The 24,000-nt window shown below is 34.5% G+C and carries 21 protein-coding genes; 18 read left to right on the plus strand and 3 right to left on the minus strand.

Annotation, left to right across the window (positions count from 1 at the left end; genetic code table 11):
- Positions 1-28: 28 nt before the first annotated feature.
- The 13 genes from murQ to AAA915_RS04825 all read left to right on the plus strand — a co-directional run bounded on the left by murQ (position 29) and on the right by AAA915_RS04825 (position 14,806).
- Complete coding sequence (gene murQ / locus AAA915_RS04765; RefSeq protein ID WP_338201851.1) at positions 29-925, plus strand: N-acetylmuramic acid 6-phosphate etherase; 897 nt, start codon at positions 29-31, stop codon at positions 923-925.
- A 75-nt stretch (positions 926-1,000) separates the two neighbouring features.
- Positions 1,001-2,405 (plus strand): IS3 family transposase gene (locus AAA915_RS04770; RefSeq protein ID WP_338207474.1). Its coding sequence is split into 2 segments (ribosomal slippage): positions 1,001-1,494 and positions 1,493-2,405, totalling 1,407 coding nucleotides; the frame shifts between segments, so codons are not numbered across the junction.
- Positions 2,406-2,671: 266 nt separating this feature from the next.
- The gene (locus AAA915_RS04775; RefSeq protein WP_223902105.1) at positions 2,672-3,643 is read left to right on the plus strand and encodes a ribose-phosphate diphosphokinase; all 972 of its coding nucleotides are present in this window, start codon (positions 2,672-2,674) and stop codon (positions 3,641-3,643) included.
- Positions 3,644-3,807: 164 nt separating this feature from the next.
- Entirely contained in the window at positions 3,808-5,409 is a 1,602-nt protein-coding gene (locus AAA915_RS04780) for an ATP-binding cassette domain-containing protein (RefSeq protein ID WP_338200925.1), read from the plus strand.
- Positions 5,399-6,982, plus strand: coding sequence for an ATP-binding cassette domain-containing protein (locus AAA915_RS04785; protein ID WP_338200923.1), 1,584 nt, complete (start codon positions 5,399-5,401; stop codon positions 6,980-6,982). The genes AAA915_RS04780 and AAA915_RS04785 overlap by 11 nt, the downstream gene beginning before the upstream one ends.
- A 25-nt stretch (positions 6,983-7,007) precedes the next feature.
- Entirely contained in the window at positions 7,008-8,612 is a 1,605-nt protein-coding gene (locus tag AAA915_RS04790; RefSeq protein ID WP_338200921.1) for an ATP-binding cassette domain-containing protein, read from the plus strand.
- A gap of 199 nt (positions 8,613-8,811) precedes the next feature.
- Complete coding sequence (locus AAA915_RS04795; protein ID WP_338200919.1) at positions 8,812-9,840, plus strand: SIS domain-containing protein; 1,029 nt, start codon at positions 8,812-8,814, stop codon at positions 9,838-9,840.
- A 69-nt stretch (positions 9,841-9,909) separates the two neighbouring features.
- The gene (locus AAA915_RS04800; protein WP_338207476.1) at positions 9,910-10,977 is read left to right on the plus strand and encodes an SIS domain-containing protein; all 1,068 of its coding nucleotides are present in this window, start codon (positions 9,910-9,912) and stop codon (positions 10,975-10,977) included.
- A gap of 2 nt (positions 10,978-10,979) precedes the next feature.
- Positions 10,980-11,399 carry a PTS sugar transporter subunit IIA gene (locus AAA915_RS04805; protein WP_338200915.1) on the plus strand — a complete coding sequence of 140 codons (420 nt, stop codon included), beginning with the start codon at positions 10,980-10,982 and terminating at the stop codon, positions 11,397-11,399.
- A gap of 13 nt (positions 11,400-11,412) precedes the next feature.
- A complete protein-coding gene (locus AAA915_RS04810) occupies positions 11,413-11,880 on the plus strand; it encodes a PTS sugar transporter subunit IIB (RefSeq protein WP_338200913.1) in 468 nt (155 codons plus the stop codon).
- Between the two features lie 22 nt (positions 11,881-11,902).
- Positions 11,903-12,715 (plus strand): PTS mannose/fructose/sorbose/N-acetylgalactosamine transporter subunit IIC, encoded by an 813-nt coding sequence (locus AAA915_RS04815; protein ID WP_294603256.1) that lies wholly within the window; start codon positions 11,903-11,905, stop codon positions 12,713-12,715.
- Positions 12,705-13,538: a PTS system mannose/fructose/sorbose family transporter subunit IID gene (locus AAA915_RS04820; protein ID WP_046325426.1), complete on the plus strand. Its 834-nt coding sequence runs from the start codon at positions 12,705-12,707 to the stop codon at positions 13,536-13,538. Before AAA915_RS04815 ends, AAA915_RS04820 begins: the two co-directional genes overlap by 11 nt.
- A gap of 89 nt (positions 13,539-13,627) precedes the next feature.
- Positions 13,628-14,806, plus strand: a complete 1,179-nt coding sequence (locus AAA915_RS04825) for an MDR family MFS transporter (protein ID WP_338200910.1) — start codon at positions 13,628-13,630, stop codon at positions 14,804-14,806.
- Here AAA915_RS04825 and AAA915_RS04830 read toward each other — a convergent pair.
- The 3 genes from AAA915_RS04830 to AAA915_RS04840 all read right to left on the minus strand — a co-directional run bounded on the left by AAA915_RS04830 (position 14,803) and on the right by AAA915_RS04840 (position 18,276).
- The gene (locus AAA915_RS04830) at positions 14,803-15,540 is read right to left on the minus strand and encodes a GntR family transcriptional regulator (RefSeq protein WP_338200908.1); all 738 of its coding nucleotides are present in this window, start codon (positions 15,538-15,540) and stop codon (positions 14,803-14,805) included. The genes AAA915_RS04825 and AAA915_RS04830 overlap by 4 nt on opposite strands.
- Positions 15,533-16,270: a GntR family transcriptional regulator gene (locus AAA915_RS04835; RefSeq protein ID WP_338200906.1), complete on the minus strand. Its 738-nt coding sequence runs from the start codon at positions 16,268-16,270 to the stop codon at positions 15,533-15,535. The genes AAA915_RS04830 and AAA915_RS04835 overlap by 8 nt, the downstream gene beginning before the upstream one ends.
- Positions 16,271-16,917: 647 nt before the next feature.
- The gene (locus AAA915_RS04840) at positions 16,918-18,276 is read right to left on the minus strand and encodes an HD domain-containing protein (RefSeq protein WP_338200904.1); all 1,359 of its coding nucleotides are present in this window, start codon (positions 18,274-18,276) and stop codon (positions 16,918-16,920) included.
- 197 nt (positions 18,277-18,473) lie between these two features.
- Between AAA915_RS04840 and AAA915_RS04845 the strand changes: the two genes are divergently transcribed.
- The 5 genes from AAA915_RS04845 to rpoE all read left to right on the plus strand — a co-directional run bounded on the left by AAA915_RS04845 (position 18,474) and on the right by rpoE (position 23,979).
- Positions 18,474-19,304, plus strand: a complete 831-nt coding sequence (locus tag AAA915_RS04845) for a helix-turn-helix domain-containing protein (RefSeq protein WP_338200902.1) — start codon at positions 18,474-18,476, stop codon at positions 19,302-19,304.
- A gap of 630 nt (positions 19,305-19,934) precedes the next feature.
- On the plus strand, positions 19,935-21,539 hold the full coding sequence (locus tag AAA915_RS04850; protein WP_338200900.1) for an ABC transporter ATP-binding protein: 1,605 nt from the start codon (positions 19,935-19,937) through the stop codon (positions 21,537-21,539).
- Positions 21,540-21,670: 131 nt separating this feature from the next.
- Positions 21,671-22,876 carry an MFS transporter gene (locus AAA915_RS04855; protein WP_338200898.1) on the plus strand — a complete coding sequence of 402 codons (1,206 nt, stop codon included), beginning with the start codon at positions 21,671-21,673 and terminating at the stop codon, positions 22,874-22,876.
- A 96-nt stretch (positions 22,877-22,972) separates the two neighbouring features.
- Positions 22,973-23,377 carry a DUF1934 family protein gene (locus tag AAA915_RS04860; RefSeq protein ID WP_338200896.1) on the plus strand — a complete coding sequence of 135 codons (405 nt, stop codon included), beginning with the start codon at positions 22,973-22,975 and terminating at the stop codon, positions 23,375-23,377.
- A gap of 47 nt (positions 23,378-23,424) precedes the next feature.
- A complete protein-coding gene (gene rpoE / locus AAA915_RS04865) occupies positions 23,425-23,979 on the plus strand; it encodes a DNA-directed RNA polymerase subunit delta (RefSeq protein ID WP_338200894.1) in 555 nt (184 codons plus the stop codon).
- The last annotated feature ends 21 nt before the right edge of the window (positions 23,980-24,000 follow it).

The raw sequence follows: 24,000 nt of genomic DNA on the forward strand, positions 1-24,000 counted from the left end.
TATTTATAAGATAACTAACGGGAAAAGAATGAAATTAAAACAATTAATAACAGAAGCACGCAATCCTGCTTCAACTCATATTGATACTATGTCTACTATCAATATGGTAAAAACTATCAATGCCGAAGATCAGAAAGTAGCGCAAGCTGTAGCAGAACAAAATGAGACAATTGCACTCGCGATTGATCAGGCTGCTGAAAAATTCGCGGATGGTGGGAGATTAATATACATAGGTGCTGGCACTAGTGGTCGGTTAGGAGTCTTAGATGCGACTGAGTTAGTTCCAACATATGGCATTGAGCCAAAAAGAGCAGTAGGTCTTATTGCTGGTGGAAAAGAAGCATTGTTTACTGCTGTTGAGGGTGCAGAAGATTCTATGACTCTCGGAATTAACGATCTCCAAAAAATTAAATTGACTGCAGATGATATTGTAATTGGTGTAGCTGCTAGTGGTCGAACACCCTATGTTGTTGGCGGCTTAAAATATGCAAGAAGAAGCCATGCTCTAACTATAGCCATTGCCTGTGTATCAAAATCAGTTATTGGTCAAAATGCTGATATTGCAATTGAAGCTATAGTCGGTCCCGAAGTAATTACTGGTTCGACCCGAATGAAGGCTGGTACTGCTCAGAAAATGATTTTAAATATGATATCAACAGGTGTAATGATTAAGCAAGGTAAAGTTTATCAAAACGTGATGATTGATGTACAGCCAACAAATGATAAATTAATCGATCGTGCATCTCGGATTATTAGTGAAACGGCAGTAATATCTCTTAAAGAAGCTCAGACCTATTTAAGACTCGCAGGTAATAATGTTGCAGTAGCAATAGTAATGGCCAAAACAGGAAAAAACAAAATAGAAGCAACACAGTTATTAACCAAGTATAATTGCAATGTAAGTGCTGTGCTAAAAAATAATTAATCTTAAATAGAACCCTCTATGTGAAGTGCTCCATAATAGTTAGACATTAATCTGACTATTAGGAGCACTTTTTTCATGACTAAATATTCAACTGCTTTGAAAATGGAAATTTGCAGTAAATACTTATCCCACCAATCCTCTTTAGCTAAACTAGAACGCGAATACGGCATTGATCATACCGAGATTAGGGCCTGGGCAGAACGTGCCCGCAAACATGGCTTAGCCGCTTTAAAGGTTACTCACACCCGGCAAACTTATTTGCCTGAATTCAAGCTAAATGTGGTACGCTTCTATCATGAACATCACATGGGAGTACTCAGGGTAGCCGCAGTTTTTAATCTTTCGCGGTCAGTAGTAAGACAATGGCTGGCGGCTTATCAGGCTGCAGGCTACTCTGGGCTGCTCCCAAAATCCAAGGGGAGACCACCAACCATGACTAAAAAGAAGCGTCAGAAGAAGCTTAAGCCCACTAAGAAGCTAACCGAAGTAGAACAATTGCGTCGTCAGGTCGCTGAGCTAGAGGCACAAAAAGCCGACTTAGAATTGGATAACTTAATCCTAAAAAAGTGGCTGCCCGATATCCACGCTCACCAACCGGCAAAAAACCAGAATAGCCGTGGAGATTCGGGCTGAGCGACCTGAGGTGTCGTTAAAGCTTTTGCTTGCCAAGCTGCACCTTAACCGCAAAACTTATTACGACAACCGCAGTCACCGATTGAACCGATCAGATAAATACGCTGCTGTTAAAGGCGTAATCAAGTCTATCTTCTACCAAGAAAGTGATGAGACTTACGGTTATCGACGTATGCATGGTGCACTCTTAGATCAAGGCTTTAGCTATGCGCCCAATACCGTGCGCAAGCTGATGCGGCAGCTGGGACTAAAGACCAGAGTCTACAGCAGGCGCACTGCACGCTACAGTTCTTATGCGGGCCCTGCAGGCGTAATCAAGGAAAACATTTTAAAGCAGCGGTTTAATGAAACCAGACCCTACCACGTCTTGCACACGGATATTACCGAATACAAGCTGACCACAGGCAAAAAGGTTTATATTTCGCCGGTCATTGATGAGGCCTCACTGAAAATACTGGCTTGTCAAGTCAGCTATTCGCCTAACATGAGGCTGGTTTATGACATGCTGGCAGAGCTCAAGCAAAAACTGCCTGAAACAGCTCAGCCTATTTTGCATTCAGACCAGGGCTTTCAATACCGCCACAGCGGCTATCAAGCTAAATTAAGGCAAATGAAGATTAAGCAGAGCATGTCGCGCAAGGGTAACTGCCACGATAATGCACCGGGCGAAACCATCTTCAACCTAATGAAACGGGAGAAGCTCAACCGCATTAAGATCAGTTCACTAGCAGAAATGCAGGCAGTACTGCGCGATTATGTTTACTGGTTCAACCATATCAGAAGATCAAACAAACTAAAATACACGACTCCGATTAAATATCGGAATCGTGCGTTAGGTCTTGCTTAATAATAAAATGTCTAACTTTTTAGTTGCACTTCAATGTTGAAAAAGTCAACTTGAGGGTTTTACTGTGAATGATTTTCTAAAAACGAAAAAATGAAATGGATTATATACTGCTTTTTTGTGGTAAAAATTAGTTATTTTGCTCATTAATCTAGTATTCAGGGCTTGAATGTCACCAACTAAAGTTGAATAATAATATAGGAAGTAACTTTTTCGGACAACTTTTGGTAAAATAATAAGTTGTTAACAATTTTAATACGGAGGAAATTATGTCTTATAAAGACAATATGATGTTGTTTGCCCTCAATTCCAATGTTCCGCTGGCGGAAAAAATTGCACAGCGGGTGGGAGTGCCACTGAGTAAGTCCAGTGTGCAACGCTTTAGCGATGGTGAAATTCAAATTAACATTGATGAATCTGTTCGGGGTAAGGATGTATATTTGATTCAGTCAACCAGTGTACCGGTTAATGATAACCTAATGGAATTGTTGATCATGATTGACGCTGTGCGCCGTGCAAGTGCACAAACAATTAATATTGTGATTCCTTACTATGGTTATGCTCGGCAAGATCGTAAGACTAGACCACGTGAACCAATTACTGCTAAGTTAGTAGCTGACATGTTGCAAGAAGCTGGAGCAACCAGAGTCTTGTCACTGGATTTGCATGCACCACAAATTCAAGGATTTTTTGATATTCCGGTTGATAATTTAATGGGCGCACCATTACTTGCTGATTACTTTTTGAGAAACAAATTGCAAGAAGATGCTGTTGTCGTTTCGCCTGATCATGGTGGCGTAACGCGCGCTCGCAAACTGGCTGAGTTTTTGAAGACACCTATTGCGATTGTAGATAAGCGTCGTCCACGCGCAAATGTTTCTGAAGTAATGAATATCATTGGCAATGTCAAGGGTAAACGTGCAATCATTATTGATGACATGATTGATACAGCAGGTACGATTACTCTAGCTGCTCAAGCATTAATAGATGCTGGGGCTACTGAAGTTTATGCCAGTGCTACTCACGCTGTTTTATCAGGTCCAGCTATCCAAAGATTGAATGATTCTCCGATTAAAAATTTGGTATTGACAGATTCTATTAATCAGCCAGTAGAAAAGAAGCTGGAAAAAACTCTTATGGTTTCAGTAGGTCCGCTTATTGGGGATGCAATCAAATGCATTCAAAAACATGAACCACTCAGTCCTTTATTTAACACTAGATACGAAAAAGATAAACATTAATAAATTATAAAATTTACTAAGATCTGCTTAAGTTAAGCAGATCTTTTAGTTTGGCAGAATTACCACTTAGTCAGCTTTATTGACCCCTTAGTGAAATTCTATTGCATTTAAAATAAAATTAAAGTTTAATAAAAACATACCAAAGATGAAAGGATAAAAGAGCAATGTCACTTAAAGATCTTTTTAAAACCAATATTTTTCGAGGAATTTTCATTCTAATTATTTTCTTATGTTATGCCATTTGTGGAACATTGGCAACGTACCTTTTTAAATATGCAATCAATGATTTAACAAGAGGCAACTGGGACAGATTTGTATTTTGGTTAGTCATTGATTTTATTGTCTCAATCTTTACTGTTTTGTCCTTACCATTGGGAACATTTTTGTTTAATAAGCAAGTTCAAGAATGCTTACATAATATTCGTTCCCAAATAATGCGGCGGTATTACAATTCTGGCGGTTATAAGGTATCAGAAATACAAAATGAGTTAGGTAATAATCTCAAGATTTTAACAGACGATTATGCTACGCCTTGGATTCAAATTTGGACCAACTTGTTAAGTCTTATCTTCGCAATTGGTACATTGATAACTCTTCACTGGTCATTAATTTTATTTGTTGCTGTAGCGGCAATTATTGTGTTGACTCTACCTAAAATTATGACAAAAAAGTTATCTAATTCCACAGCCGCAGCAGCCAAGAAAAACGCGCAGCTTTTGAATACAATTGAAAATTGGTTTTCTGGTTTAAGTGAATTGCGCAGATACAGTGCAAGTGGCCGACTAGATAGAGCACTTGGTCAAGATAGTCGGAAACTGGCAGAAGCCAATGTTTATAGAAAAAAAGTACAAGGGATCTCGATTAGTATTAACGGCTTAGGTAATGCTATTGGTCAAATTGGGTCAAGTTTATTCAGTGGACTACTATTTTTTAATCATATAATCACTTTGGGTGATTGGTTTATAACAGGTAGCTTTGCTTCGACCATTTTTAATGGTCTCTGGGAAGTTATTAACGCAATGACGCAAATGAGATCAACCAAAAAGTTACGTCAGGAAATTGCTGATTTAACAAAACCAATACCTGAAAAAAAGCCTGGAACGGTTGTTTATGGTGTTGAATGTCACAATTTGAAAGTGCAATATCAAAATGGAGAAAGTATATCTTATCCTGATTTTACTATTAATAAAGGCGATAAGGTCTTACTTTCAGGAGATTCAGGCACAGGTAAGTCTACTCTATTCAAAGTCCTGCTGGGACAACTTAAGCCCAAAACTGGTGAGGTCTACTTTACTGCTCAAGACGGGACTAAAATTTCGCCTCAGCAAGCTCGACTAGGTTACATAGCACAAGATGCTACGCTCTTTCCTGATACTATTGCAAATAATATTACGATGTTTAACAGTAAACTGGTTAGCAAACTAAAAGAAGCTGTCAAAAAAGTTCAATTAGTGCCAGATTTAGCCAAGTTTCCAAATCAAATTAATACAACGGTTGATTTAGATCAAGGCAATTTATCAGGTGGACAAAGACAAAAAGTAGTTTTAGCCAGGGCTGAAATTCATGATGAACCATTTTTGTTACTTGATGAAGCGACTAGTGCAGTTGATAGTAAGTCTACCAGTGAAATTATTGGCAATTTGCTCGATACCGATAAAACACTTTTAATGATTGCACATAACTTCAGTCCTGAACTAAAAGACAAGTTTGATTATCAAATCAATTTAAAATCAAATAAAAAATCAGGTAATCAAAATGACAATTAAAGAATTTTATAGGATAAATCCTTTACGCTTTATTGTTTTACTTTTAATCAATATTGGTTTATATGCACTGCTAATTCTTGGTACTGCACTCAGTATTATAGAAACTACGGCAATTCAAAAAGGCAATTTTAAAATATTTTTAATTGTTAATGTATGTGCTTTTATATGTGTAATGGCAGATTATCTACTGCAAGGGCTGTCACAATACATTTTGTCTCAGCAGGAAGAGCAATATAATGTTGCAATCAGGGATAAAACCACTAAACATTTTTATGCAGATCAAAAAGACCATGCAGTAGCACAAGTTCAAAACCGGTTAACGAATGATATAGTTCAAAGTCAGCAAAATTATATTACTCCTTTTTTTAGCTTAATTGGGGGAGTAGTCATTATAGTTTCTACCATTATATTATTGGTTTCATTACATTGGAGTTTGCTTGTTACCATATCAATAATGGTACTAATCTCCTTAATTTTGCCAAAGCTGTTGGAGAAGCCCTTGCAAAATTCAATGATTCAAGTTTCTAAGACCAACCAAAAATATCTAGATTGCCTGGAGAAATGGCTTAATGGACTTGCAGAAATACAACGCTATTTTAGTGGTGCAAAATTATTTAAGGTAACGAGTACAGCTGCTAAAAATTTAGAAGATGCTAATGTTAAACAGAATGGTGTTATGCAACTACTAACCGTAATAAATGGCCTAGTATCGGCTATTTTCTCTTTGATTTTATTTTCATTAGTTGGTTATTTGTTTCAACAAAAATTAGTTGTTTTTGGTGCCATTACCGGAGTGGGCAACTGCCAATCATATTTGAGACAGGGAATTCAGATTATAGTAACCTCTTATGGGAAAATGAAGGGGTCCGAAACTCTAAATAAAGAAATTGCTAAAACAGCGACACCAGTAAAAAAGGTGCAAACTGCAAAAAAGGTAAGACCAGTTGCGATTAGCACTCACAATCTGAATTTACAATTTCCCAATGGTGAAAGGTTGCAGTTTCCTGATATTAATATTGAACAAGGTGAAAAAATACTGTTGACTGGAGATTCAGGAGCTGGCAAATCAACATTGTTTAAACTTATTTTAGGACAAATCAAGCCAAGTTCTGGACAAATCATATTTAAAGATAAAGATGGTTCAAGGATTAATCCAGATATGAGTAAAATTGGCTATATTCCGCAAGACCCTGTGCTTTTTCCGGTAACTATTGCTGATAACATGACTATGTTTTCCGATAAATTAAAAAGTGCACTGCCACAATTAGTTGAAAAAGTTCAACTTTCTGGCGATATTGCCAAGTTTGATGATGGTTTAGAACAAAAAATCGATTTAAACAAATTGAATATTTCTGGTGGTCAAAGACAAAAGATTGTTCTAGTACGAGCTTTAGTCCATCAAAGTGAAATTTTTTTGATTGATGAAGGAACCAGTGCTATTGACCAGCAAGCGACAATGCAAATTTTGCGGGAAATCACATCGAGTTCTGCTACAGTAATCTTTATTGCACACAGCTTTAATGATCAAATGAAAGAAATGTTTGACAGAGAAATTCACTTAACGAAAACATAAAGCAATAAAAAGGAGGTAAGATATTATGACAATTAAGGACTTTTATAAGCAAAACCCTTTACGCTTCATGATACTAATTTTGATTACCGTTTTAGAGTGGACTTTACCAATTGTAACTACACAATTAATTATGCTTTTAACCACAGCAGTTCAGCAACAGAAATTCCAACAGTTTTTAATTATAAATGTCATTTCATTTATGCCTTTCCTATTTCAATATATAATACAAGGACTGGATGCGTTCCTTCTATCAAAACAACAAGAGGAATTTAATTTTCATATCAGAAAAAGATCTGTATCTCACTTTTATGCGGATCAAAAAGAGCATTCTGTTGCCCAGATTCAAAATCGATTAACAAATGACCTGAATCAGAGCCAAGAAAATTATTTTACACCATTTTTTAGTCTAATTGGTGGTGTTATTAATTTAGTATCTGTAGTTGTTCTGCTTATTTCATTACACTGGAGTTTACTTCTCACAATTATTTTGATGGTGGCTATTTCGTTAGTGTTACCAAAATTATTAGAAAAGCCACTACAAAATTCAATGACCAGGATTTCAAAGAGTAATAATCAATATCTCGATTGCTTAGAAAAGTGGCTTAATGGCCTTGAAGAACTACAACGTTATTTTGCCGGAGGAAAACTATTTAAAGTAACTAATGATGCAGCTAAAGAGCTAGAAGATGCTTATGTCAAGCAAAATGGGGTTACACAATTACTAAGTATAATTAATGGATTGGTATCAGTTTCTTTTTCATTAATTTTGTTCTTACTAGCGGGTTATTTGTTCCAAGCTAAAATAGTGGCATTTGGTGCAATCACTGGAGTAGGCAATTGTAATTTCTACTTAAGGCAAAGTATTCAAATCATAGTTAGTCGCTATGGACAAATAAAGGGCTCCAAAACTTTAAATCAGGAGATTGCCAAAACGGCTGCGCCAGTTAAAAAAGAACAAACTGAAGAAGTAGCAACTCCAGCATCACTTAGTACGCATGATCTTAGTTTGCAATTTCCTAATGGTGAAAGTTTGGCGTTCCCCGATATAGACCTGAAACCTGGAGAAAAAATACTGTTAACAGGCGATTCTGGAGCTGGCAAGTCAACTCTGTTTAAGCTCATCTTGGGAGAAATCAAGCCAAACTCAGGGCAAATTATTTTTAAAGATAAAAATGAAGCAGTAATACATCCCGATATGAGTAAAATTGGTTATATTCCACAAGATCCAGTTCTTTTTCCCGTCAGCATAGCTGATAATATGACAATGTTTGCCGATAAACTTAAGAGTGCTTTACCACAACTTGTAAATAAAGTTGAGCTTGCTGGTGACATTGCTAAATTTGATAATGGACTAAATCAAAAAATTGACCTCAATAAGCTAAATATTTCGGGAGGGCAAAGACAAAAAATAGTTCTGGTGCGAGCATTAGTTCACCAGAGCGAGATCATTTTAATAGATGAAGGGACTAGTGCCATTGACCAAGAAGCAACAATGCAAATTTTGCGCGAGGTTACTTCAACTCCCGCTACGGTAATCTTCATTGCACACAACTTTAGTGACAAAATGAAAAGCCTATTTGACAGAGAAATTCACTTAGCTAAAAATGTTAAAGCAAAAAGTGAAAGTTAAAGATTAAGAGAAGAAATTAATAAGTAGAAGACTAATTCAAAGCTAATTTTGAATTAGTTTTTTATTTCTACAAAAATAAATGAAAGCGATTTTAAAAAAGTGTTGATTTATTTCTAAAAACTGGTACACTTAAAAGTGAAATCGGACTTATTAAATATCCAATTTTGTTTATCTTGTTTTTTTACTTGGGAGGTAAAAAATGGAAACAGAAAAAGTAGAACTAATTAATTTTAACCCAGAAGGCTATCTAAAAGATGGTGAAATGGTCTATTCCAAGAGGTCAGAAATTGAAGAGCTGGCTGACAAGCTAACCCAAGAAGGATATAAAAATATCTATCTGATGGGAATAGGTGGAACCGAGTTTGAATTGTACCAGTTTGCATATGCAGCTAATAGAATGTCAGACTTACCAGTTAAAGTGATTAATGCTGCCGACTTAAATGCAGTCCATCCACGTGATTTGACCAAAGATACAATTGTTATTACTGCAAGTGACAGTGGTAATACTCCAGAGATTATCGAAGCTGCACAGTGGTTAATAAAAGATAATATTAGACTAATTGCATTTACTAAAAAGAGCGGCGAATTAGGTGGAATGGCACCAACTGTGATCGAAGTAAATGGCTCAACAGGTTCTGGACAAAACTACTATATGGCAGAAGCTATGTTAATTTACAGCTTGCTTTATAAACATGGTGATTTTCCAGACTACCCTCAGTTTGCTGATCAACTGAAAAATGTCTTTAAGGACTTGCTGGACATCAGAAAGAAATTCGAACCAAAAGCTGATGAGATTGCTCATAAATGTTACAAGGCTCCTTACACTATTTTTACCGGTTCAGGAGCTCTGTGGGGTGAAACCGAATTATTCGCTGAATGTCTGCTTGAAGAAATGCAATGGGTAAGAACACGCCCAATTACCAGTGCAAAATTCTTCCATGGTACTCTTGAATTGGTTGAAAAGGGTGTACCAGTTTTCATTGTCGAAGGTGAAGACGAATTCAGAAAGCAAGACGTTCGTGTACAACGCTTCTGCGAAAAAATTGGCGCTGAGCATTACGTAATTGATACAAAAGAATATAGTTTAAGTGTTGATGATAAGTTTAGACATTTGGTTATTCCGTGGATTGTTAACTCTCTGTTAACAGACAGATTAACAAATCACTACCAAGTTTATACAAAGCATAATAAAAACTACAGAAGATATTATCGTCAATTCGAATATTAGTATGATAAAAAGACGGGATACTTGTGTATCCCGCTTTTTATTCAAATTTTTAGTTTGGAAGTGAATATGATGGAAATGCTTGATTATGTTAAAGCGTCACCGCAAAAAGTTAAAGAAAACATTAATGATAAAGAAAGTTTAGTCACACCATTAGTAAAGCTTTTTTGTGATCAAAGTTTTGTAAGCGTTATCATAGTCGCATCTGGATCATCTATGAATGCTGCAAAAATGGCACAACCATATATGGTTAAACGTTTAGGATGCCCTGTATCGGTAATAACTCCTGAACTGTTTGAACTGACGGAACCAATTGATTTTAACAAAACATTCGTATTCTTTGTATCTCAAAGTGGGGCTTCTACCAATATTCTGCATGCGATGACTTATATGAAAGAATTAAGTCACCAAACTATTTTATTAACAGGTAATGTTCATAGTCAGGCTGCTGGTAATGCCGATTACGTAATTGATTATGGTGTAGGTATTGAAACAGTTGGCTATGTGACTATAGGTTTGTCTACATTAATTCTTTATTTAGCTCTTTTTGCAAATGAAGTTGCTATTAAAGGTGATCGTGAATATAACTCTGATGATGAATTTATGCAATTAGCCAATGTTATGTCTAGCACAATAGATAAAGGAGTCGATTTTGTCAGTGAGCACTTCCTGGAGCTTGCTGAAATGGGTCCAACTTTCATTTGCGGTAATAATATGAACTTGGGTGTCGCCAGGGAAGCTGCTCTTAAGTTCCAAGAAACTTTGAAAATTCCAACGATGCACTATGAAGTTGAAGAATTTATGCATGGCCCAGATATTCAGTTAAGCCCAAGATATACGGTATTTTTAATTGATAATCTGCAACATAGCTCACGAATTTCTAGTATTTATGAAAAACTAGCTGTAGTAACTTCAAGAAGATACTTGATCACGTTTGGCAGTGAACTAAAAGAGGAAAACATTATTAATATTACCAAGCCGTTGATTACAGATCTGTGCTCTCTGGCTGTAATACCATTTTTCCAAGTTATTGTTGCCTCTATGATGCCTGCACTGAGTACGGAAAAATCTCATCCATTGGCAGATAGATTTATGCACGCAATTACTACTAAAAATTATAGTCAAAATAACAAGGAGTAAAAATGGTTCAAGTATTGATATGTACGCATGAAGAAATGGCTGTTGGCGTGAAAAAGACAGCGGAATTTATTATGGGTCCGCAAAAAAATTTACATGCTATAGCAGCTTATACTGATGAACATTTAGATTATCAAAAAATGATTGCTGAGTTTTTAGAAAAGCATTCTTCTGAGCCGGTAGTTGTGCTAACAGATATTCTTGGCGGCAGCGTTAATACAGCATTAGGGAAAATGCTAGATCAATACCAAAATCTGCATATCATCTCAGGAGTTAATTTACCAATGATAGTGCAACTATTGTTGTCAAATGAAAAAACTTTGGATGAAACAATCCAAAAGACAATTGCAGAAGCAAAAAATGGAATTCAGTATGTAAATCAAACACTCACTAAACAGACGAGTAGTTTAAGTGATGATTTCTAAGGGGATGTTTTAAATGATTAAAATGATCAGGGTTGATTATCGTTTACTCCATGGACAAGTCGCTGTGTCATGGACAGGAACTCTTGGAGCTGATGCACTTTTGCTAGTTAGTGACACTTTAAAAAATGACAAGTTAAGATTGCAAATGCTTGCTTTGGCTAAGCCCAGTGGTGTCAAGGTAGTAGTAAAAGACACACAAGGTGCAATTGATGTTATCAAGAGTGGCAAAACTGATCGCTACAGTTTATTCATTATTTGTGAAACTGTTGAAATAGCGGCCAAGTTAGCTCGTGAATTTAATATTAAATCAGTTAATTTGGGCAATATCTCATTTGGTGAAGGCAAACAAAAGATTAGCAAGAGTATTTATATTAATGAAGACGAAAAAAGAACAATTAAAGAATTAATTGACGAGGGAGTTGATGTCTTTATACAAATGGTACCTACAGAAAATAAGATTGAGGCTAAAAACGTAATTTAGAGCGGTAAAGGAGATGTTCTAAATGATTTTAAAAACATTTTTAATTTTCATTGTAGCTTTAATTGGCTATAGTGATGCTTTTACTGGTACGAGTTTAATTCAACGTCCACTAGTTATGGGGATGTTAACTGGACTTGTATTAGGAGATTTAAAAGACGGTATCATTATGGGTGGTGCCATGGAACTGGCTATGGTAGGCTCGGTTTCAATTGGTGCTTATATTCCGCCTGACATGGTTTCTGGAACTATCTTGGGTACAGCACTTGCTATTCAAGCACATGCGGATTCAGCAGCCGCTTTAACACTGGGAATTCCAATTGCCACTATAGTATTGGCTTTAGAAACTGCAATTGGTCAGCCACTTAAATTGATCTTTGTTCACAGAATTGATAAAAACGCACAGGATGGAGATACTAAAGCAATTGCACGTAATATGATTATTGGTGGTTATGCTGGTAAGTTACCAGGCTTAGTTATTGTGCCAACAGCATTTTACTTCGGACAACATGCGGTCACTACTTTACTCAGCAATATGCCTAAATTTATCTCTACGGGAATGACTATTGCTTCAGGTTTACTGCCAGCGTTAGGATTTGCAATGCTGGCACAAATGATAATGAACAAGAAAGTTGCTGTGTTCTTTTTCATTGGTTTCTTCATGGTTGCTTACGGCAACTTGTCAACAACGGGTGTAGCTTTATTTGCTGCTTTAATCATCATTGTGATGTACATCTTTGTTGAGAGAAAAGATGATAAGAAAGGTCAAGATACAGCTACGGAAACTGCAGCGGGACAAGCAACAGAAGAACAAGGAGATGGTTTCGATGAGTTTTAAAATACAGCCTGAATATAAAGGTAAAATAACTAAAAAGGATCTACAAAAAGTATTTTGGCGCAGTATTCCCACAGAACATTTGTGGAATTACGAAAGAATGATGAATGTTGGCTATACCTTTGCTATGATTCCAATCTTAAAGAAACTTTATCCTAAAAAAGAAGATTTATCAGCTGCATTGACGCGGAGTCTAGAAGTTTATAATGTTACACCGTATATTATTACTTTACCAGAAGGTATTGCTACAGCTATGGAAGAGCAAAATGCCAGTGATCCGGATTTTGATACGCAATCAATTTCGGCCGTTAAGCTTGCTATGATGGGACCTCTGTCTGGTGTAGGCGACGCCTTCTTCTGGGGTACTTTAAGAATTTTGGCTACTGGTGTTGGTACTTCTTTGGCAATGCAGGGAAATATATTGGGGCCGTTACTTTTCTTGATAATTTTTGATGTGCCACATTTTATAATCAGATATGTTATGACTTTTTTAGGATACGGTCTTGGTTCAAACGTGATTGATAAACTAAAGAAGTCTGGTATTATGGATAAAGTTATGGAATATGCTTCAATCATGGGAATCATGGTTGTTGGTGGCATGACGATGAGCATGTCAAAAATTAACTTTATTACTAAAATAGGTTCCGGAAAGGGCGCCCAAACCATCCAAGGACTACTGGATGGTATTGCACCTGGACTAGGTGTCTTAGCGTTATTTGGCGTCATGTACTGGATGCTTAAGAAGAAAATGAATCCATTACTGATTATGTTGATTGTCTTAATCGTAAGTATAGCAGGAGCCTACTTTAACATTTTAGGAGTTTAGCTGCTACTTAATTTAACAGTCATCAAAAAGAAATGAGATTAAAAAAACTCATTTCTTTTTGTTTTTTAAGTAAAAAACAAGGTGAAAAAATGTTAAAAAAAAGACGGACCATTTCTTTAAAATGGCTACTTCTTGGTGTACTAATCACTAATACTGCAATGAGTTTTATTTGGCCTCTAAATACAATTTATATACATGAAACTTTACATAAAAGCTTAGTAATTGCAGCATCTGTATTATTCTTAAATCAATTTGCAACTATGTTAGGTAGTTTGATTGGTGGTAAATTGTTTGATAGCTGGAGCCCTTATTACTCTATTTTACTGGGAATAGTTCTAAATATATTTGCTTTAGGTGGACTTATTTTTTTTCACGCCTGGCCCTCTTATGCCTTGTTACTTATTTTATCTGGTCTTGCAAACGGTATTTCGGTAACTTGTGAAAATTCTCTGGCAACTAGAGTGGGCAATCATCGTTCCAGCTATGTATTTAATCTCTTATACTTTGCGTCAAACTTTGGCTTAGTTTTTGGAACTCTTACGGTTGGATATATTATGCCTTTGGGAATTGGCTATGTATTTGCAATTGCAACTATAATTCAAGTATTGTTTTTAGTGGTTGCTTTTATCAATTATAATATTCAAATAAATCAGATTTCGATCTCAAAAAACGAAACAGAAAGTAAAGGCAAACTAACCCCTAAAATTTTAGGAGCCCTCATAATGGTTTTAATTTGCTGGCTTATTTATGAACAATGGCAAAGCAATCTTTCAACTTTTATGGTTGAAAAAGGTTTTAAAGTAAAAAATTATAGTTTTTTATGGACATTTAATGCAATTTTGATTGTTTTATTTCAACCTGTTGTTACTCATTTTGATGAGTTATTATTAAAACATATTAGAGGAAGACTAAATACGGGTATTTTATTATTGCTGGCATCATTTGCATTTTTATTGTTACCGTTTAAAGATGGCTATTGGCTCTATGTGACCTCAATGTGTCTATTGACCTTGGGAGAGATATTGCTTTTTCCTGGAGTTGCCAGCTTTGTAGACAAAGAGTCGCCTAGAAATTTAACTGGTTACTATCAGGGGAGAGTCCAAATGTTTAGCGCTCTAGGTAAAGCAATAGGTCCCTTATTTGGTGCATTGATTATTGATAATACCAATTATGAATTTCTCTTTTTAATCTGTATTTTAATGGCATTAATTGCTTTAGTTATTTTTTCCTGGCCAGTATTTGCCATTTCAAAAAAATATAAAGTTTAATTGCTGAGGTTTACGTGATAACGGATTGAACCTTCGCTTGCTATGACATAGCTTTCAGTGTATTCAATAATATTTTGATTTTGGTCGGCGGTTGAATAGCAAGATTTGAAAACAAATGAGTTGGAACTGATTTGCAATAATTTTGCTTCTTCAGGCATCAAGGTTTCGAGTTGTTGATAAGTTTGATATGACTTCAAAAAATGACCCATACTTTCAATATAATCGTATAAACCGATATTATTAAAATTAATTTGATAAAAGTTAGGGAAAAACTTTCCCGGAACATAAGAGTTCTCAAGTGCAAAAGGTTTACCACTATGTAACTTTAAACGTTGAACGCCATAAACCGGTTCAGTTTCATTAAGAGCTAATTTTTGCCTTAGAAATTTTGAATCAATATCAGTAAAAAATTTAATCTGTTTATTTGCAATAATAATTCCTTTAAGAGACATTGAATTGGTCAGAGAACGGGAACTATCAAATGAAATATTAAAGCGCTGATCAATACCACTAACGACGAAAGTCCCTTTTCCCAGTTTTCTCACTAATAATCCGTGTTCAACTAAAGAATTGATAGCACGCTTTGTAGTTGTTCTGCTGATTTTGTAGTGTTCTGCCAGTTCACGCTCACTAGGTATCTTTTGACCCGGTAAATATTCTTGAGTTCTAATTTTTTCGTATAAGAGGTGTTCAATTTGTTCGTATAAAGGGGCTTTATAAGATATTTTATTCATTAAATGTACCAAGTTTTTCACTTATTATCTGAGACGGCATAATACTTACCGTATTTTTGGCGTCACTATATTGCTCTACAAACAAACAAGTTTGGTTGCTTGTAGTGGTAAATGTTGTTTCAACAGAAAGTAAAGGTTCCTGCACTTTAACGTTAAGAGCTTTAGCAATTAGTTTATCAGCAAAACAGAAGTTTAACGTAACATCTGCATCTTGCGCCATTTGCAGTTTTTCCTTAATTTTATTGAAGATTAATTCTTCACTACTTATTGAAAAACTGTTCTCGATTGGTAAAAAGATTCTATAAACTACATAACCGTTTGATTCTTTTTCAACGGCTCTAAGAGTTACTAGTAAGATCTTTGTTCCCAATAAAACTTTTAATTTTTCAGAAAGCTCCTTATCTGTATCGATTAATTTATGCCTTAGTATTTCAAATTTTGTGTCATGTTGAGAAATATTAAGGTAATCAAGTTTATTTGAAAAAGAATTAATCAAATTTAAAAGTGGCTCATGTTTACGGTAGTTAACATAGTAACCTGCTGCCGGTTTGCGAGAGATCAGCCCCTGCTTTTCCAGTCTTTTTAGCGCCATTCTGGCAGTTCCACGAGAGACTGAATAATTTTTGGCTGTAGTACGTTCAGTCAATTTTTGTTCATATTTAATGAAGCCTTGTTCAATTTGGTATTGAATATCTTTAGCTATCAATTCTTCTTTCCTTATAGCCGACAAGATAGCCACTCCTTAGATAGATTAATTCGGAATTAATTGAAAACATTTAGTTATATTTAAAGTAATTTTATCAAATTTATTTTGATACAGATGTGGTGTGTTGATAAATTATTGAAAAAATTACTTCTTTATAATGCAAAATTTATTATATCATGATTGAAAAAACTAGTGTGTCAATAAGTTAGACGGTGAACAACTTGTGTGTTGTTAAAAAAGCCTTATTTCGTTTTAAAAAGCGAGATAAGGCTTTTAATTGTTTGAGCTATTAAATCTATATTTATATAGATCGGGGTTATAGTATGAAACAAATACTCCTAGAGGAATCCGCTTACCAGATATTGAAACTGTATCAACGTTAGCTAAAGTTTTTAAAAGAAAGTCAACACTCAAATGTAATAAGCTTTTTTGCTTTTTTTTGCTCTAACTGCGTTAATTTCAGCGTAATTCTCAATTAGTGGTAACTTACATTTTTTCAAATATTGGTATAAAGACTTGTTCAAAAGAGCTAGATCAATATTTTGCATTACGTCAAAATTTAAATTTTATTCATTTATGGCTGTAGGCTCGTTATTATCTGTTCTAAGTCTTTTTAAATAATTAATTTTTTCACCTTTTTGTTAAATTGGAAGAATAATTCATGCAGACTTTTATTTTTTAGGTTTTCTTATATATCTTAACGCACCATTTTTAACGTAGCGTTGGAATTTTTGGTATAAAGGATCAAAAATCTGTGGTTCATCACTATTTGACATCATGATTTTTGGAAAAAAGAAACGTTCATCACCTTGAAGCGTGCCGTTCAAGGACCTTACAAGTGGGCTTAATTGTGACAATTCAATCAATTGTCCGTCATCCTGCATAATTTCAATTTGACTGTTGGCATTTTTGCCTGATGGCTTATAGGCATCGTATGGCTCGTCAAAAGCCGAATTGGTATCTGTATAATAGTTTGGATCAAAACCTGCTTGTTTAATCAATTCTTTCAATTTAGGTAGTAAATTTTTGGTTTCCTGATCAATACAAATACTGGCTAAGGGCTGTCTAAAAAGGTAACGTTTGGTTAAATCAGCCAGAATTGGGTCACTAACTTTAGTCCACATTGAAAAGTTAGTTTCCATGACACCATCATCTAGCTTCAAATAATCATCAAGCGTCCAGTCATTGGCTAAAAATTTGGCTAAACTGGGTGTTACTGGTAAATTACCCTGCTGGTAAATAATTTTTGCTCTTTCAAGCAAATGTTGTAAAATTACTTCCATTGAACGACCAACTCTATGAAAGTAAACTTGTTGATACATTTGATAGCGAGAAACAATATAATCTTCAACTGCATGCATACCAGCCATTGTGAAGCAAATTCCCTCATTGTATGGACGAATTTCTTGTAAAATTCTTGATAAGTCGAATTTACCATAGGTCACACCAGTAAAATAAGCATCACGCTGCAAATAGTCCATTCTGTCAGCATCTGCCTGACTGGATATCATTTTTACCACTTGTGGATTAGGATAAGTTTTGGCAATTACGCTTGCTACAAGGGATGGGAAATTGGGTGAAACAGACCTCAAAACCTGATTGATTTCGGTATCTGGATCAGTGATAATTTTTTGACCGATTTTTTCGTGATTTGTACCAAAAAGATGTTCAAAAGTATGTGAATAGGGGCCATGACCAATATCATGCAGTAGTCCGGCACATTCAACCAGGAGTCTGTTGTTATCGTCCCAAAGACCATCACCTGAGCGTTGAGAAGGATATTTCTTGGCAAATATATTACAAATTCTGCGTGTCAATTCATAGACACCTAAATTGTGTTCAAAGCGCGTATGAGTTGCACCAGGGAAAACATATGAGATTGGCCCAAGTTGCTTTATTCTACGCATACGCTGAAATTCTTTGGCTTTTAAAATATCAAGTATTACCTGATCTTCAATATGGATGTATTCATGAACCGGATCTCTTAAAACTACTTCTTTTTTAAGTTTTTTGCTGTAGAAATTTGGCATATAAAATCCTCGAAAATTACTAGATTAATCTTTAAAGGTTATTTAATACCTAAATTATAACAAACTTAAGCCTTTTAGTTTAATACAGTTGCCGCTAATATTATTTTTATTAAAATTAAATAATAAATTTTGCCAGTTGTGGCAAAACTGTTCATAATTATAAAGGCAATAATATTATTAAATAGATAGGAGATCATATGAACTATATAGGCAATAAGTTAAAAGCCTTACGTCAAGAATTAGGTTTAACTCAAACAGAAATGGCAGCTGGTGTAATTTCCGTTTCCTTTTATTCAAAGGTCGAGCGAGGCTTAAATGACATTGGTGTAAATGATTTTCTGGAAATTTTACACAAGCACAATGTTGAACCACAGAAATTCTTTAATGATTTTAAAGTCAAAAAAGACAACAGAAAATTAGTTTTATCGTTAATGAATAAATTTATTAAAGCTGCATACTCAGATAACAATAATGTAATAAAAAAAATAATAAAGGAATTGCAACTGATTAAGCCAAGGACAGCTTTTATTAAATTTTCTCTTTTACAAGCAAAGCTAATTGAACAAACTAAAGATGTAGATGCACTTAAAAAACTAGATAAATCTCAAAAAAATAAAATTAAAAAAATAATTTTCCAGAAAGATACGGATGAAAATGAGTATCATCGTATTTCTTTAATTGGAAATATTATTCAAATATATAGTTTTGATGAGGCCTCTTTTTTAGTAAATAGTATAACTAGACATTATCATAATGTTGATAAATTAGATAAAAAAATTATGATTGCATTAAGTGTGCTAATGATTAACTATATAGACTGGTGTTATAAGGAGAAAAAATACAATCTATGTACTGTACCAATTAATTTTTTGAAAAGATTGCCTAATGACATTGAATTAGCCTTTGGGAAAATTTTATGTAGATATTATGAAGACCTAATGAGTAATAAAAGAGAAGAAGCAAATAATATTAGAGATATACTCATTAAATCTGGATATGAGGCCAATGTTAAAAAAATGGTCAAATAATTTTTTCAAATATGAAAAAACAAATTACAATATCCATTATAAGAGTTATTATATTTTAAAAACAATCTAGGGAGGAAAATATTATGGACCTTTTAAGAAACGTAATTATTTATATAGCTGATATGTAAATTTAGTACTCAGAACTGAACTTTATCAATTTGAATAGAGATCGATCGTCTTCAGAAAATTAATTTACTTTTTCTAAAACGATTAAATTAAAGGCCAATGATATTATTTAATTTAACCATACAGGTTAATTAAGTAAATAATGATTGGCCTTTTTTGTAATAAAAAAGATAATTAAAGTTTAAATTTTAATAGTAATAGCTATAATATACTGTTTGCGGCAGCATTTATATTTAAATAGCTATACCAATATAATCATTCTGAAGAGCGGCAATAAAAAAGCTTTCCATAATATCAGGTCAAACAAAAAAATAACCATTTTTTAACCTAAGAAGAGTTTCAAAAGCTTTCAAGCTTTCGGAACCCTTCTTAATTTCTTAGAAATTTTTTACAAAAGTAATTTATTATTAAATTATTATGGTAAAATGAAGCACAAGTAGTCCTTAATAGGAATATTTCATTTTTTATTTTAGACACAAGACGTTGTGCCAGGAGAAAAGTTTTATGAAAAATTTGTTTAAATACGTTAAACAAGAACCGGCAAAGGTAACTTTAGTAGTAATTCTCCAACTAATTTGCTCAGCTTTTCGGGTTCTTAATTCACTAATTAATGTTTTCATTTTAGATAGTTTGATTAAACTTGATTTTCAGGCTTTTTTTAAATATATTTTGCTCAATATCTTATTATTTTTAGTAATGACCGTATTCTTAATTAGTGAACAAGTATTGAGCGTAAAAACGGTGCAATTTCTTAGCTTAAGGCTACGCCAGGATATTATTGAACACTTGGAAGATTATTCAGTTTCACAGTTTGAAAAGCATGATACTGGAGTATACACATCATGGCTGACTAATGACATGAATTTAATTGAAGAAAATGGTTTTACTAATCTATTTTCAATGGTACAAATTTTTGGTGATTCCATCTTTTCTCTAATTGCATTGATAAAATTTAATTGGACTTTTCTGCCTCTAGTAGCCATTTTGACCCTTTTTACTTTGGGATTACCTCAACTTGTGCGAAAGAAAGTCGCTACCAGCAACTTCACTACTAGTAAGGAAAATGAAAAAGTGGTTAATGTAATTAATGATTGTTTACAAGGATTTGCCACTTATAATATTTTTACTGCTGAACAGCAAATAGAAAAGCGTATCACCGATGCTGTAAAAAAATTAATTGGCGCGAAAGTACGACAAGCAAAGTACAGTTCATATAATGGCAGTATAGCCGGTGCCAGCAATGTTATCAGTCAAGTAGCTATTCAAGCTTGGACAGGTTTTCTGATTTTAGAAAAGCAGGTAACTATTGGGGTAATTAATTCATCTACTTCGCTTGCCTTTAATGTTTTTAATTCATTAGCGGTTATTGCACCGATTTTGACTGAGTTGCAAGCTCTCAATCCGATTTTTAGTAAATACCAATTAGACAAGCCACTTAAAGCTCATACTCAAGGCGGCAGTAAACTTACTGACATTAATATTACAGCTAAAAATTTACAAATTGCTTATCATCCAGGCAAGCCAGTATTTAAGAAGCCACTCAACTTTACTATTCATGATGGTCAAAAAATTGCTGTTGATGGTGAATCAGGTAGCGGTAAGAGTACATTATTAAAAATTCTAGCCGGTAGGTTGACCGATTACACAGGTGATCTTCAATTAGACCAAACTGAGATTAAAAACATTGATAATAATGCATTACGGTCTAACATAGTTTACATTGATCAAACTGCATATCTTTTTAATGATACAGTGCGCTATAATCTGGAACTTGGCCAGCATTTTACTGACGAAGAAATAGAATCTGCATTGGAAAAGGCTGATCTATGGGATTTTGTCAGCACTTTGCCTCAGAAACTAGATACCCCAGTTGGCGAAGGTGGCGCTAGTTTATCTGGTGGGCAAAAGCAACGTTTGGCTTTAGCTCGAGGATTGTTACGCAACCGTAAGTTATTCTTACTGGATGAATCGACTAGCAGTTTAGATAAAGCCGGAGCTATCAAAGTTGAAAATGACTTTTTAAATCAACCTAAAATTACTGTTGTGTTTGTTAGTCATCAGTTACATGAAGAAAATAAAGATAAGTTTGACCAAATCATAACTGTTTAACTTATTAAAAGTAACTCTTTTGTAAATCTAACATAAAACGACTCGGAACCATTTAAAAACAAGCGATTATTTATTTTAAGTACTTAATGTAAAATTATATTATTAACAAGCTGAGCTTTAGAGGAAAAATCATGTTAGAAAAAAGACCGTACTTACTTTCCCGATTAGTCAGTGGTTTAGGCAACTCACTTTTTGGTATGGTATTTATTTGGTGGATCCAAATACAATCTAAGAGTTCATCTGTTGTTGGTATTACCAATGCCATTTTCACAATAACTGCAGCCCTTTCTATTTTTTATGGGCCATTCATTGACAATCATTCTTTCAAGAAAACCAGTATCTATTCAATGGTGATCCAAGTAGTCCTACTTTTTATGTTAACAGCTGCAATGATTTACTTTAGTAAATATTACGCTTTTGCCATTATTATTGCCGGACTTCTGTCCATTTGTGATGAGTTTTTTGGTCCCGCTGATCGGGCTATTTTAAAAGAATCTGTGTTAGACGAAAGCGAAATGACCAGTATCATTTCCCAGATTAATATTGTTGATCAGCTAGTCAATGTTGGTGGTACTGCACTTTCTGGCGCATTACTGGCCTTTTTGACAAGTGGAGATATTATTTTAGCTTGTTCATGCTTAAGCTTGCTCGGACTTTTATTACTAATTAGAGCTCTAAGAAATATTCCTGTTCACAATGTAGTTAAAGAAAAAGAGAATAAAGATGAAGGCTTAACAAAATATTGGCAAAAAATTCTCAACGGATACCGTTACATAAAGGGAAACAGCTTTTTGTTTCACTATCTTTGGTCCAGCGTACTATATTCATTTGCACAACCTGCACTGATCTTGATCTTGCCTCGTATAGCCGCAAAGGCAGGACAACCGGCACTTTATAGCACATTTTACATTTGTATACTGGTAGGAATAATTCTTGGTGCTGTCATCGGTGGCAAAATGAAAGCTAAAATTAAAACAATTGGTTGGGCCTGGATTATCAGCGCTATACCTATCATTATTATGCTCTTTTTCCTAAAGAATATGGTTATGCTTTGTATCCTGCTTTTCCTGTTTGGCCCTGCAACTAGTATTCATAATGTCCTTGAAGAATCTATTATTCAAACTTCGACCTCTGATAATTACTTAGGACGAGTTTTGACAACCATCAGGACATTTGCCAATATTGGTGGACCAATTTCGTCAGTTGTTGCCGGAGTAATTCTTGATCATCTTGGTGAAAAATTTATTGTTGTTATTAGTACAAGCCTAATTATAATTGGTGGTATTAATATTTTGCTGTCAGCACCTAAAAAACTAATTAGTGGTGTTAAAAAATAATTTGTTTTATAATAATTTCTGCTAAAATTAAGAAGGATGTTAAATTATATTAGCTAATCGTGATGGTTGGCTTTTTTATTACAAAGAATTAAATAGATGACTAAAGTAAAAATTGATTTTACTAGTAGAATAACTCAAGGAAAAGAAAGCGAAACTTTTACTAAAAAATGCCAAGGAGAACTAATTGAATCAGGTGAAACTACCAGAGTTTCATACTTGGAAGATGACCAGGTACCAGTTAAAATACTGATTAGAGAAAATAATGTGATTATTAGGCGTGGCAGTGACCGGAATAATTATTCGCAATTACATTTTATAGTTGGCGAACGTAAAGATTGTCGCTATGTGGCACAAGGCTATCAAATGGATCTGCAAAGTACAACTGAATTTATTAAATTTTTTTCTAAAAATAATAATTCCCGTGAACTTCAGATTGAATATAACCTTTACAGTGGTCTATACTTAATAGGTAATTATACCGTCACATTGATTTTTACATGAACGCCTAGTAAAATAAAAAAGACTGTTTTAAAGAGAGGAATACAATTGTGGGATTAAACGACTTTAAAGACAAAAATCGCAATGAATTATCAATGATTGAAGTTGCTCGCGCAATTTTAGAAGATAACAATAAGAGAATGGCTTTTGCAGATATTGTTAACGCTGTGCAAAAGTACTTAGGTGTGAGCGATGAAGAAATAAGGGAACGTTTGCCCCAATTCTATACTGACATGAACACCGATGGTGAATTTATTTCAATGGGTGAAAATGTGTGGGCTCTTCGTTCATGGTTCCCATATGAATCTGTAGATGAAGAGGTTAACCATCCTGAAGATGAGGATGAAGAAGATACTCGGACTCACCATAAGAAAGTTAATGCCTTTTTGGCAAGTGCTACTGGCAGCGATGATATCATTGATTATGACAATGATGATCCTGAAGATGAGGATCTGGATGCCACTGCTGATGATGAGCCTGATGACTTTGATGGTGACGATGATTATGTCAATACTGATGATGACGATGATGAAGACTTACCGGATGGTATTGAAGGTCAATTATCAGAATTAAACGATGATGACGACGAAGATGATGATGAATAATTTTCTTGACTTTGCGTCCTA

Origin of the sequence: Lactobacillus rizhaonensis (genome assembly GCF_036246345.1) — a bacterium.
In the GTDB taxonomy this organism is placed as follows: Bacteria; Bacillota; Bacilli; order Lactobacillales; family Lactobacillaceae; genus Lactobacillus; species Lactobacillus rizhaonensis.